Annotated in this window: 9 protein-coding genes and 1 pseudogene; 7 read left to right on the forward strand and 3 right to left on the reverse strand. The window is 69.9% G+C overall.

Annotated features, from left to right (window positions below; translation table 11 throughout):
• The first annotated feature begins 55 nt into the window (after positions 1-55).
• From VJT49_RS30975 to VJT49_RS30985, 3 genes are read left to right on the forward strand one after another with little or no spacing between them, the layout of a single operon-like run.
• Positions 56-1,747 carry a DNA polymerase Y family protein gene (locus tag VJT49_RS30975; RefSeq protein ID WP_324168585.1) on the forward strand — a complete coding sequence of 564 codons (1,692 nt, stop codon included), beginning with the start codon at positions 56-58 and terminating at the stop codon, positions 1,745-1,747.
• Positions 1,747-1,890 (forward strand): hypothetical protein, encoded by a 144-nt coding sequence (locus VJT49_RS30980; protein WP_324168509.1) that lies wholly within the window; start codon positions 1,747-1,749, stop codon positions 1,888-1,890. The genes VJT49_RS30975 and VJT49_RS30980 overlap by 1 nt, the downstream gene beginning before the upstream one ends.
• Positions 1,891-1,919: 29 nt before the next feature.
• On the forward strand, positions 1,920-5,279 hold the full coding sequence (locus VJT49_RS30985) for an error-prone DNA polymerase (RefSeq protein ID WP_324168510.1): 3,360 nt from the start codon (positions 1,920-1,922) through the stop codon (positions 5,277-5,279).
• A 165-nt stretch (positions 5,280-5,444) separates the two neighbouring features.
• On the opposite strand, the gene VJT49_RS30990 is transcribed toward VJT49_RS30985, so the two are convergent.
• Complete coding sequence (locus tag VJT49_RS30990; protein WP_324168586.1) at positions 5,445-6,635, reverse strand: FAD-dependent oxidoreductase; 1,191 nt, start codon at positions 6,633-6,635, stop codon at positions 5,445-5,447.
• Between the two features lie 61 nt (positions 6,636-6,696).
• Between VJT49_RS30990 and VJT49_RS30995 the strand changes: the two genes are divergently transcribed.
• Both VJT49_RS30995 and VJT49_RS31000 read left to right on the forward strand, forming a co-directional pair.
• Positions 6,697-7,146 (forward strand): MarR family transcriptional regulator, encoded by a 450-nt coding sequence (locus VJT49_RS30995; protein WP_324168511.1) that lies wholly within the window; start codon positions 6,697-6,699, stop codon positions 7,144-7,146.
• 45 nt (positions 7,147-7,191) lie between these two features.
• Positions 7,192-7,779 carry a pentapeptide repeat-containing protein gene (locus VJT49_RS31000; RefSeq protein WP_324168587.1) on the forward strand — a complete coding sequence of 196 codons (588 nt, stop codon included), beginning with the start codon at positions 7,192-7,194 and terminating at the stop codon, positions 7,777-7,779.
• A gap of 54 nt (positions 7,780-7,833) precedes the next feature.
• Here the strand turns inward: VJT49_RS31000 and VJT49_RS31005 are convergent, their stop codons facing one another.
• Positions 7,834-9,969: a TNT domain-containing protein gene (locus VJT49_RS31005; RefSeq protein WP_324168512.1), complete on the reverse strand. Its 2,136-nt coding sequence runs from the start codon at positions 9,967-9,969 to the stop codon at positions 7,834-7,836.
• A gap of 137 nt (positions 9,970-10,106) precedes the next feature.
• On the opposite strand from VJT49_RS31005, the gene VJT49_RS31010 reads away from it, so the two are divergent.
• Both VJT49_RS31010 and VJT49_RS31015 read left to right on the forward strand, forming a co-directional pair.
• Positions 10,107-10,964: a bifunctional methylenetetrahydrofolate dehydrogenase/methenyltetrahydrofolate cyclohydrolase gene (locus tag VJT49_RS31010; RefSeq protein WP_324168513.1), complete on the forward strand. Its 858-nt coding sequence runs from the start codon at positions 10,107-10,109 to the stop codon at positions 10,962-10,964.
• Positions 10,945-11,241 carry a DUF3017 domain-containing protein gene (locus tag VJT49_RS31015; RefSeq protein WP_324168514.1) on the forward strand — a complete coding sequence of 99 codons (297 nt, stop codon included), beginning with the start codon at positions 10,945-10,947 and terminating at the stop codon, positions 11,239-11,241. Before VJT49_RS31010 ends, VJT49_RS31015 begins: the two co-directional genes overlap by 20 nt.
• Here the strand turns inward: VJT49_RS31015 and VJT49_RS31020 are convergent.
• Positions 11,216-11,954, reverse strand: a pseudogene (locus tag VJT49_RS31020) (MFS transporter); the annotation flags it as partial. The gene VJT49_RS31015 and the pseudogene VJT49_RS31020 sit on opposite strands and share 26 nt — an antisense overlap.
• Between the last annotated feature and the right edge of the window lie 151 nt (positions 11,955-12,105).

Genomic DNA, 12,105 nt, shown 5'->3' on the forward strand with positions numbered 1-12,105 from the left:
TGGAAACCGAGGAGGTGGGATGAGTCGCGTCGGTCAAGGTGACCGCGGTGCGCGGATGCTCGCGCTGTGGTGCCCGGACTGGCCCGCGGTCGCGGCCGCCACGGCCGCGGGCGTGTCGGCACACCTGCCCGCCGCGGTGTTCTCCGCCAACCGGGTGGTGGCCTGTTCCGCCGTCGCCAGGGCGGCCGGTGTCCGCCGGGACATGCGGCGGCGGGACGCCCAGTCCCGGTGCCCGGAACTGGAGGTGTTCGGCGTCGACGAGGGCCGGGACGCGCGGTTGTTCGAGCCGGTCGCCACCGCTGTGGAGGAACTGGTGGTCGGGGTCGAGGTGGTGCGGCCCGGTCTGGTCGCGGTACCGGCCGGAGGTGCGGCCGGTTACTTCGGCAGGGAGGCAGCCCGGGCAACCCGCTCGAAAGGGCCGTCCGGTGCTCGGGGGCACGAAAAGGCGGGCGAGCTTCGGTTGGTGGAGGTGTTGCTGGAGCACGTTCCCGCCCGCGCCGACGTGGAATGTCAGATAGGGATAGCCGACGGGTTGTTCGCCGCCACCCTCGCCGCGCACCGGTCGATGGTGGTCGAGCCGGGTGCGGCGGCGGAGTACCTGGCGCCGTTGGGGATCGGCGAGCTCGACCAGCCGGAAGCCGACCGGACGGAACTCGTCGACCTGTTGCGGCGCCTGGGATTGCACACCCTCGGTGCGTTCGCCGCCCTTGCCGAACGGGACGTCGTCTCCCGGTTCGGCAGTGCCGGGCTGCTGGCACACCGGCTGGCCCGCGGGTGCTCGGAGCGGCCGCCACACCGCCGCCGCCCGCCACCCGAACTGGCGGTGGTCGAGGAGTTCGACCCGCCGCTGGAACGGTTGGACGCCGTTGCCTTCATGGCACGGGCCCTGGCGGGCCGGTTCCACGCCGGGCTCGCCGCGCGCGGGCTCGCCTGCACCAGGCTGGGTATCTACGCCAGTACCGAGCACGGTGAGGAACTGGGCCGGGTGTGGCGGTGTGCGGAACCGCTGACCCCGCAAGGGATCGCCGACCGTGTCCGCTGGCAGTCCGAGGGGTGGCTGCGCGCCGCCCCCGGCGCTCGTCCGACCTCCGGGGTCTGCCGGTTGCGGCTGGAGCCGGAGGAGACCGTGGAGGGACGGTCCCTGCAACTCGGGTTGTGGCAGCACGGCAGTGCCCTCCACTCTGCTTCGTGGGGGTACAGCCCCCACATCCCCACTGGGGACAAGCCTCCAGACCCCCTTGGGGAGCAGGTCCTCGCCGCGGAGCGGGCGGGCCGGGCCCTGGTCCGGGTGCAGGGACTGCTCGGCCCGGAAGGCGCCTTCACCGCGGTGCTCGACGGCGGGCGCGGCCCGGCCGAGCGGGTGCACCTGGTGCCGTGGGGCGACCGGCGGGAAACGGCGAGCCCGTCCGCCGGGCCCTGGCCGGGGCGGCTGCCCGAGCCGTCCCCGGCGACCGTGCTCGAACGGCCGGTGCCGGTGTCGCTTGTGGACTCTGCGGGCGCGCGGATCGGGATCACCGACCGGGGCGGGCTCACCGCGGTTCCGCGAGCGTTGGCGGTGGCGGACGGTCCGGCCCAGCGGGTTCTGGACTGGGCGGGGCCCTGGCTGGTGGACACCGAGTGGTGGACGCCGTCGGGCACTGGCGTCCGTGCCCGGGTCCAGGCGCTCCTGGACTCCGGCATCGCGGTGCTGCTCACCGCGCAGGACAAGGAAAGTCTTCAATGGACGGTGGAAGGAGTTTACGACTGATGGACGAGGACTATTTACGGAAGATCCGGCACTGGCTGCGTGCGGAGCACGCCTACTCGCGGAACGTGCTGGACGGATGGGAGGGAACCGCGGAAACCGAGATCTCGCCCGCGATTCCGCTGCCGAGAACGCCACTGGAGTGAGCATGGGTCAAGCGCTCGTGGGGTGAGGTATGGGCTGGAACAACCCGAAGGTCCCGTGGCGGCAGCTCGAACGGACGCTGTCCGGCAAGCCGGATGGCGCGGACGGTGGCGACAGCCCGGCGTGGAGCCGGAAACGGGACGGCTACCTTCGCCCCGCCGATTTCCCGGTCCGGCGGGGCGACGACCTCGGTGGTGGCGGAGGCCGGGTGTCGGTGCCCTACGCCGAGCTGCACTGCCACTCCAACTTCAGCTTCCTCGATGGCGCGAGCCATCCCGAGGAACTGATCGAGGAAGCCGCGCGGCTGGAGCTGGAGGCCATCGCGATCACCGACCACGACGGCATGTACGGGGTGGTGCGGTTCGCCGACGCGGCGGCCGAACTCGGTGTGCGCACGGTGTTCGGGACCGAGCTGAGCCTCGGGCTTTCCGGTCCCCAGAACGGAATCGCCGATCCGGAGGGGGAACACCTCCTGCTGCTCGCCAAGCGGCAGGACGGGTACGCCGCTCTGTGCCGGGCGATCACCGTCGGTCAGTTGCGCGGGCACGACGAGCAGTTGCCGCGGGAGCAGAGCGCGAAGAAGGGCCGTCCCGTGTACGACCTGGAGGCCGTGGCCGCCGAGGTGCGGGGCAAGACCGTGGTGCTCACCGGATGCCGCAAGGGCGCGGTGCGGCGAGCCCTCCTGCGCGCGGGCCCGGAGGCGGCCGAGCGGGAACTTCGGAGGCTCGTCGAACTCTTCGGCCGGGACGGTGTGTTCGTCGAGTTGACCGACCACGGTCAACCCGAGGACAGCACGCACAACGACGTGCTGGCCGAGCTGGCGGGAAGGCAGGGACTGCCGACCGTGGCCACCAATGCGGTGCACTACGCGACGCCGGGCCGCGGCAGGCTCGCCGGGGCGATGGCCGCGATCAGGGCCAGGCGCGGGCTCGACGAGATGGCTGGCTGGCTGCCCGCGTCGGGTCAGGCGTTCCTGCGCTCCGGGGTGGAGATGGCCGAGCGGTTCAAGCGCTACCCCGGTGCGGTGGATCGGGCCGCGCTGCTCGGCCTGGAGTGCGCGTTCGACCTGAAACTGGTCGCCCCGGAGCTGCCGCCGTTCGCCGTCCGGGACGGGCACACCGAGCAGGGCTATCTCCGGGAACAGGTCAGGCTCGGCGCCCTGGAGCGATACGGCACGCGGGACCAGCGGCCGGACGCCTACCAGCAGATCGAGCACGAACTGGAGATCATCGAGCGGCTCGGGTTCCCCGGCTACTTCCTCATCGTCTGGGACATCGCGAAGTTCTGCCGGGAGCACAACATCCTGTGCCAGGGAAGGGGATCCGCGGCCAACTCCGCGGTCTGCTACGCGCTGGGCATCACGAAGGTCGACTCGGTGCGGTGGAAGTTGCTGTTCGAGCGCTTCCTGGCGCCGGACCGGGACGGTTACCCGGATATCGACCTGGACATCGAGTCCGACCGCAGGGAAGAGGTGATCCAGTACGTCTACCGGAAACACGGCCGCCTTCGCACCGCCCAGGTGGCGAACGTGATCACTTACCGGGCCCGGTCGGCGGTCCGGGACGCGGCGCGGGCGCTGGGGTTTTCGCCGGGGCAACAGGACGCGTGGAGCAAGCAGATCGACCGGTGGGGACCGTTGCGGGAGACGGAGGAGGCGCACGACCACGACATCCCGGCGCCGGTGCTCACCCTGGCCTCCACGCTGGAGGACTTCCCGCGGCACCTGGGAATCCATTCGGGCGGCATGGTGATCTGCAACCGGCCGGTGAGCGAGGTCTGCCCGATCGAGTGGGCGCGGATGGAAAACCGCAGCGTCCTGCAGTGGGAGAAGGACGACTGCGCTTCGGTGGGCCTGGTCAAGTTCGACCTGCTCGGCCTCGGCATGCTGTCCGCGTTGCACTACATGCTCGACCTGGTGCGCGAGCACAAGGGAGTGGAGGTCGACCTCGGCGACCTGGATCTCGAGGACGAGAACGTCTACGCGATGCTCCGGCGGGCCGACGCGATCGGGGTCTTCCAGGTGGAGAGCCGTGCCCAACTGGCCACCCTGCCCCGGCTCAAGCCCGAGAAGTTCTACGACCTGGCGATCGAGGTCGCGCTGATCCGGCCCGGCCCGATCCAGGGCGGTTCGGTCCATCCCTACATCCGGAGGAAGAACAAGCAGGAGGTCTGGGCACACGATCACCCGCTGCTGGCCAGGGCACTGGACAAGACCCTGGGGGTGCCGCTGTTCCAGGAGCAGATGATGCAGATCGCGCTCGACGTCGCGAACTTCACCGCCGCGGAGGCCGACGAGCTCAGACACGCCATGGGGGCGAAACGCTCGACGCGGAAGATGGAACGGCTCCGGGAGCGGTTCCACCGGGGGGCCGCGGCCAACGGCCTCGACGGGGAGCTGACCGGCCGGATCTTCGGCAAGCTCCTGGCCTTCGCCAACTTCGGTTTCCCGGAAAGCCACGCGCTCAGCTTCGCCTACCTGGTGTTCGCCAGCGCGTTCTTCAAGTACTACCACCCCGAGGCGTTCTGCGCGGGCCTGCTGAGGGCCCAGCCGATGGGGTTCTACTCTCCCCAGTCGCTGGTCGCCGACGCGCGGCGGCACGGGGTCACGGTGCGGGGCCCGGATGTCAATGCCGGCCTGCCGCACGCCACCCTCGAACCGGCCGGCGACGGTTCAGACCGGCTCGCCGTCCGGATCGGCCTGGCCACGGTACGGATGATCGGCCAGGACCTGGCCGAGAAACTGGTCGCCGAGCGGGAGCGGGCCGGCCCCTTCGCGAACATGGCCGATGTGGCACGGCGAGTCCGGCTGACCAGGCCGCAGGTCGAGGCGCTGGCCACCGCGGGTGCCTTCGGTTGCTTCGGCGAGATCGGCGGTGACCGGCGCCGGGCGCTGTGGGCGGCGGGAGCGGTGGCCGAAGAACGCCCGGAGAAACTCCCGGGCAGCGTGGTCGGGACGAGCGCGCCCGCTCTGCCGGGCATGGACGAACTCGACCTCGCGGTCGCCGACGTCTGGGCGACCGGCCTGTCCCCGGGTAGCTTCCCCACCCAGTTCATCCGCGATCACCTCGACGAACTCGGCGTGGTCACCGCGGCAGGCCTGCTGGGGGTCGAGCACGGCACCCGCGTGCTCGTCGGCGGCGCGGTCACCCACCGGCAGCGACCGGCGACCGCGGGCGGAATCACCTTCCTCAACCTGGAGGACGAGACGGGCATGGTCAACGTCATCTGCACCGCCGGGTTGTGGGGCCGTTACCATCGGATCGCCCGCAACAGTCCGGCCCTGCTGGTGCGCGGCGTCGTGGAACGTGCCGACGGCGTGGTGAGCCTGCTCGCCGACCGGCTTCAGCACCTGCCGATGCGCATCCGTTCGAAATCCCGGGATTTCCGGTGAGCGCTCACGTATGGCCGGCTCAGCTATCCATCGCACTCGCTCGCCCGGATCGTCTCGGTGCCTGTCCCTGGTTCGCTGTGTACAGCGCTCAGCGCCGCGGCGATCGGCCGACTCCTCGAGTTCCTGGTCACGCGCGGTGGATCATCGATTCCTGCCGAAGTCCACTCAGGATTTTCGCGCCGCGGCAACTGCCTGCGCGAAAAAGGGATTTCTGGAGGTGGCAGCGGCCTCGAAGCCATAGCGCAGCATTTCGGCCTCGTAGCGCATCTTTGCGTCCACAAGCGAACCGCCGGCTTCGACAGCTTGAGTCAACATCCTGGTCAGCAGTGCGGCGTCGCGCATGGTCGTGTTGGCGCCCTCGCCGCGGCCAGGCGTCATCGTATGAATAGCGTCGCCCAGCAAGGTGACATTCGGTGTGTCCCACGGTTCCACGGGCCGGGCGCAGAAGATGCCGACCGGGAGGGTGGCGCTCGCGTCCGCCTCGTCGATGAGCCGCCTTAACGCGGGATGCCATTCCTGGACCATTTCCGCGGCGGCGCGCAGGAGTTCCGGACCGTCCGCGCCCCAGAAGCTCTTGCCGGTGGCGGAAAGCTTTGCTTCCCAGGCGCTTACCGTCCATCGAAGATAGTCAGGCGTGTCGGTGAGGAGAAGGCCCGGAGCCAAGCGGGACGTCGCTTCCCCGAACGGCTCGCGCTTCCGGAAGGCCGCGACTCCCAGCGAAATTCCGTCCGGGCTCACGATCCTGGGCATCCCGTCGACCATGACCGGTGGCAGCCAGTCGAGGAGTTCGCGGGTGAGCGGTGTCCTGCCATAGATCGCACGGCCCAGATCGTCGAAGCCGGCGTCGGGAAGCAGTTGGCTGCGGACTGGGGACCGGAATCCGTCCGCGCCGACAAGTAAATCTCCGATCGCCGATGTCCTGTCCGCGAAATGCGCGATGATCCTGCCATCGGGGTGCTGCTCGAACCGGTCGAAGTCCGCATCGAAGCGCACGACGTCCTCAAGGCCGTCGAGCAGGATTTCGCGCAGGGTCTGCCGGTTCACGCCGAAGCTTGTGGAAGCGGCGGGTAGCGGTTTGCTGAACTTCGTCTTTAGTTGGGGGCTCAACAGGGCGAACATGCCGTCCGCCGGTTTGGTGGACGTGGCGAGAATCAGTGCGTACAGGTTTTCCGGGAGACAGTCTCGCAAGGCGCTCGAGCCGTCGGCGTTGACGTGGAACCCGAACCCCTGGCGGCTGGCGGCGACCGAGTTGCCACGCTCGAACAGGGCGACGCTGATCCCGGACTTCTTCAAGCCTTGTGCGAGACAGAGCCCGCCGATACCACCACCAATGATGAGGACGCGGAATGTTGTCATGACACCCACCGTATCAATTAGCTGTCGCGACAGCAAGTGTGCCGACAGCTATGATGGGTGCATGTCCACTGATGCGACGGGGGCGGAGATTCCCATCGGCTTGATTTTGGGCGGCGGTTCACTGCTCAACCAGGTCGGTCGCGAGCTGTCGACAGTGCTGGAACGGAAGCTCGCTCCGCTGGGGCTCACCGCCCAGCAGGCGGCTCTGCTGCTGCACGCGCGGAGAGAGCCCAGCAGTCCGCGCGACCTGATGTCCGTGCTGGGCACCGACACGGCCGGGATGACGAGGCTTCTCGACCGGCTGGCGGCCAAGGGCCTGCTGAGGCGCGGCAAGCATCCCGAGGACCGCCGTGCCATCGTCATCGAGCTCACCGACGAGGGGCGGGCGATCGTGCCGCGGCTGCCTCCGATCTTCGGCCGCGTCACCCGGCAACTCCTCGACGGGTTCTCCCGTGAGGAAATCGACCGGCTCAGCTCGATGCTGCGACGGATGCTTGACAACCTGGGCTGAATCCGCGTACCGGCTCAGGTCTGGCAGGCTCGTGCCGTGGACGACGTGGAGATCGGGGAGGACTACCGGGACGCCGTGCTACCCCAGTCCCGGTGGGAGAAACGGAAGTTCGTGCGCTGTGACTTCACCGAGGCGGACCTTCGCGGGCTCGTCACCCAAGGCTGCACGTTCGAGGAGTGCGACTTCACCCGTACCGATCTCGGCGAGTCGAAGCACGACAGCACCGCGTTCCGCTCGTGCGTCTTCGACCGCACTGTGCTCGCCGAGATCACCTGGACCGGCTGCTCACTTCTCGGATCGTCCTTTGTGGACTGCCGGTTGCGGAAGATCAAGGTGCGGGAGACCGATTTCACGCTGGTGAGCCTGGGCCGGGCGGACCTTCGCCAATGCGAGCTTTCCGGGCTCCGGTTCCGCGAAGCGAATCTCGTCGAGGCCAACCTTTCCGGCGCGCGGCTCAGGGACACCGATCTACGGGCGGCGCGGTTGCTCGGCACCGACCTTTCCGAAACCGACCTTCGCGGCGCCAAACTGGACGCCGACGCCCTGGTCCAGGCGAAGTTCACCGGCGCCCGTGTCGACCTGGACACCGCCATCGCCTTCGCCGCCGCGCACGGGCTCATCATCTCCTCCTGACTCCTTGGGAGCGAGAGCGGGCTTGCTGCCCGCTCCCGCTCGACGGCGGCGAGGTCAGTCGATGGGAGGCTCGCCCGGATCGAGCTCGACGAGGTCTCCGTCGGCCAGGAGTTCCTCGATCGAGGCGGGCAGCAGGTACGCGGCGCCGCCACCGGGCTGGTTGAACCACGGGATCGCCACCCCGGCCAGCGCCTCGAGCGGGCGCTGGACGCGGTAGACGTGGTACGGGCGGTTCACCCACTCCGGCACCAGCGAGCGCTCCTCGAACGGCGTCCCAGCGGCGTAGGTGAGGTTGCCGTTCGGGTTGCCGAAGCGGTCGAGCTCGCTACCCGGGGGCAGTTCCCGCATCTCCTTGCCCCGGAACAGGGTCAGCGGCGGTTCACCGGACAACGGCTGGACCGGCCACTGCTGATTCCCCGAGCCTCCAGAACCGGCGGACGCCGCCGGTCGCGCGTTCTCCACACGCCGGGGCGGGGCGTCCCGGCGCGGCGCGGGGGGCGGGGGAGGCGGCGACACGGGCGGGGCGAACATCGTCGGCGGCCCACTGTCCGGTTCCGGCTCGTCCAGGCGTTCCGAGATCGGCTCAGGAGCGGGCGGCTCCTCCCGGTGCTGCGGCGGTGCGGCACGTCGACCGTTGATCTGCGTCTCGTCGATGTTTTCGGGCACGGGCTTGCTCCCGCCGTCGAGCAGCAGCTTGCCCAGCATGAACGCCGCGGCGTCCTCGACGTCGCCGAACACCGCCGGGTTGGTCAGCTCCTGGTCGTACCAGCCGACGCGCCAGCCCGCGTCGAGCTTTTCCAGGCTCCAGCCGTGCTCGGCGGGTTCGCCGATCCGGTAGGACGAGGTCGCCACCCCGAGATCGTCCAGCCGGTCGCGCAGCAAGCCGAGCGTCGGTTCGGAGGGCACGGCCGGGGGAGCGGACGGCGTCGGCGTGGGAGTCACCAGTCGCGCGGGTTCGGGGTGCGGTACGGGGCTCTCGGCTTCCCGTGGTTCGGGCCTTTCCGGGGGAAGCGCCGCCATCGTCGGTGGCCCAGGATCGGCCACGGTGGCTGGGGTTCTGGGGGCTTGCCCCCAGTCGGGTTCCGGGGGCTCGCCCCCAGCGGGAGCCGGACCGGGATCGGCCACTGTCGGCGGTCCGGGATCGGCGACGGTGGGCGGACCGGCGTCGGCGGGAATCGCCGGCGTGAAGGTGGTGGGCTGCTCGGCGCTGGACCGGTGCTGCTCCTTCTCGGGCTCCTCCTCGTGCGCCTCGGCCTCGAAGTGCTCTTCGTAGGACGGCTCGTGCTCCCGGGCCGGCGGCGGGACCGGCGGTGCGACCTGCGTCGGCTCGGGCGCCGGCCGAGGCGGGCGCGGTGGCGGTGACGACGGGACGGGACGGCCCAGGTGCGTGACGGCCGCCTGCAGGGTCCCCTCCGGGACCTCCGGTACCGAGAAGCCGGTGGACCGGATGTGCGCCACCAGCTCGTTTTCCGGCGCGATGTTGTATTCCTGCAGGTAGTAGTTGACCGCGGCGGGCCAGATCCACACCCCGTCGGTGTGGAAGGCCACGGGCACCTTCGGCACCGGGCTCGGCGCGAGCCGGTCGAGGTCGAGACCACGTTCGGAGACCGCCACGGGCGCCGAGGCGAGGTACTCGAACAACCGGTCCAGTTCGTCGGAGTCCAGCTCGGGCCGGTTGAACACCGGGCGGCCGTTCGCGTCCTGCCCGTCGAAGATCCGCGCCATCCGGAAGCGCGGGCCGGGCTGTTCGGGGCCGAGCCCGGACAGGCGCCGGATCAGCCACTCCGGGATGTTTTCCTCCGAGCGCGGGAACACGCGCAGCTCGTCGGAGTAGGCCTGCGGCGGCGGCGCCAGGTTCCAGCGGGGCTCGTCCCGGTCGTACTCGAGGTTGTAACTCGATGGGTGGTCGAGCTGGTACCGGGCGTTGAACCACGTTCCGCGCCCCTCCCGGTACATACCAGCCCGCAGCCTGCCGAACAGGGTCGCGATGTCGTGAGTGGCCAGCCACTCCTGCGCCGTGCCGTCTTCGGTGAGGACCTCCCCCGTCAGCTCGTGATACCGGCCGACCGCGCGGTACTGCGCGGTCACCCGCCGCCAGTCGCGCGGTGCGGCTCGCAACAGGGCCAGCCCGATCTGCTTGACCAGGGTGTCCTGTTCGGTCGCGTTCAGCTGGGTCGTCGGTGTCGCCACCGTGCCATTTTGACTGGTGGACGCTCCGAATGCACACCGCCCGCACCCGTGAGCCCAGTGACCTGTGCTTATACCTCATGTGAGGTACATAGCGTCGAGTCGGCGTGACGGAGAGTGTTCTCTGTCAGAATGGAGGAGTGACTGCGACGCTTCTTGACGGCAAAGCGACCAAGGACGCCATTTTCGCGGAACTCAGGCCACGGGTTGCCGCGCTCAAGGAGCGGGGCATCGTGCCGGGGCTGGGTACCGTGCTGGTCGGCGACGATCCCGGCTCACACGCCTACGTGCGGATGAAGCACGCGGACAGCGCCAAGGTGGGGGTCGACTCCATCCGCCGTGACCTGCCCGCCGACATCAGCCAGGACAAGCTCGAGACCGTGATCGACGAGCTGAACGCCGACCCGGCCTGCCATGGTTACCTGGTGCAGCTCCCGCTGCCGAATCGGTTGAACACAGCTGCGATCCTCGCGCGCATCGACCCGGCCAAGGACGCCGACGGCCTGGCCCCGGTCAGCCTGGGCAAGCTGGTGCTCGGCGAGCCGGGACCGCTGCCGTGCACTCCCTACGGGATCGTCGAACTGCTGCGCCGCTACCAGGTGCCGATCGATGGCGCGAACGTGACCGTGGTCGGCCGTGGTGTCACCGTCGGGCGTCCCCTCGGTCTTCTGCTGACCCGCCGTACCGAGAACGCGACGGTGACCCTGTGCCACACCGGCACCCGGGACCTCGCCGCCGAAGTCCGCCGGGCGGACATCGTGATCGCCGCGGCCGGCGTGCCCGGGATCATCACCCCGGACATGATCAAGCCCGGCGCGGCGGTGCTGGACGTGGGCGTGTCCCATGTCGACGGCAAGCTGACCGGTGACGTGGCGCCGGGAGCCGGAAAGGTGGCCGGCTGGCTGTCCCCGAATCCCGGCGGGGTCGGTCCGATGACCAGGGCGATGCTGATCGCCAACGTCGTCGAGGCGGCAGAGCGTGTCAGCGCCGTCGCGTAGCCGCCCGGCGGGGCTGGAGCAGGTGCCCTTCGCCCTGGTGCTGGTGCTGGTGGCGGTCGCCGCGCTTCGGATCGCGCAGTACCACTGGCGGCAGGGTGCCGTCATCGTCGGTGGCGCCCTGCTCGTGGCGGCCGTGTTCCGGGCAGTGCTGCCCAGCACCAGAGCCGGGTTGCTGGCCGTCCGCGGCAGGCCGGTCGACGTGCTCAGCTACACCGGCCTTGGCCTGGTGATCCTGTTCTTCGCGTTCACCATCACCAACGTGCCCTTCGGCGGCTGATCAGGCGGTCGCGTCCGGTCGCGCTCCTCCCGGCGGTCCAGCGAGCCAGGCCGAGGACGGACAGCGTCGCGCCGATCCAGTTCGGTGCGACCAGGCCGAAGCCGCCCGCGATCACTATGCCGCCGAGGTAGGCCCCGATGAAGTTGGCGATGTTGAACGCCGACTGCACGGCCGCCGGCACCGGCGACGGCGTGCCACCGGCCTTCTGCATGATCCGGGTTTGCGTCATCGGCCCTGCCGTGAATCCGGCGACCCTGACCGCGAAGATCGTGATCGCCGCGCCGGGTTTGCTGTACGCGGTGACCGTGAACAGCGAGAGCACCGTGGCCAGCCCGATCAGTGCGACGTGGAGGCTGGGCACCAGCGCCTTGTCGGCGAGCCGGCCGCCGAGCGAGTTGCCGACCGTCATGTTGACACCGACCAGCGAAAGCAGCAGCGTGACGTCTCGCGAAGCCGTACCCGGCGATGCCGGTCAGCATCGGTGTGACGGAGGACAGCGACGCGAACAGGTCACCGAGCCCGAAGGTGACGATCGCCAGCGCGAACCACGCCTGCGGCCGCCGGAACGCATCCAGCTCGCCACGCGGCGACGCCTGTGGCGGACGGCCCTGCTGCGGCACGAGTTTGGCGATGGCGGCCGTCGCGAGCACGCCGATCAGCGCGACCACGGCGAAGGTCGCGTGCCAGCCGGCCTGCTGGCCGAGCGGCACGCCTGGCCGTCGTCCTGGCGTGCATGCCCGTCGCCGCGACCGGCGCGGCGTTCGTGCTGTTCTTTTGGGGACTGTGCGCCTGGTCGTTCAACCCGCCGATGCAGCACCGGCTGAGGTAGCTTTTGCCGGGCGGTTCGCCGCGCTGCTCAGCGTG

The organism is Amycolatopsis sp. (assembly GCF_035276945.1).
Taxonomy (GTDB): domain Bacteria; phylum Actinomycetota; class Actinomycetes; order Mycobacteriales; family Pseudonocardiaceae; genus Amycolatopsis_E.

What these genes read in the sequence shown, in the direction of transcription:
- VJT49_RS30990 (WP_324168586.1), bottom strand. Translation starts at nt 6,635, where the DNA reads ATGACAACATTCCGCGTCCTCATCATTGGTGGTGGTATCGGCGGGCTC.
- VJT49_RS30980 (WP_324168509.1), top strand. Translation starts at nt 1,747, where the DNA reads ATGGACGAGGACTATTTACGGAAGATCCGGCACTGGCTGCGTGCGGAG.
- VJT49_RS30995 (WP_324168511.1), top strand. Translation starts at nt 6,697, where the DNA reads ATGTCCACTGATGCGACGGGGGCGGAGATTCCCATCGGCTTGATTTTG.
- VJT49_RS30985 (WP_324168510.1), top strand. Translation starts at nt 1,920, where the DNA reads ATGGGCTGGAACAACCCGAAGGTCCCGTGGCGGCAGCTCGAACGGACG.
- VJT49_RS30975 (WP_324168585.1), top strand. Translation starts at nt 56, where the DNA reads ATGCTCGCGCTGTGGTGCCCGGACTGGCCCGCGGTCGCGGCCGCCACG.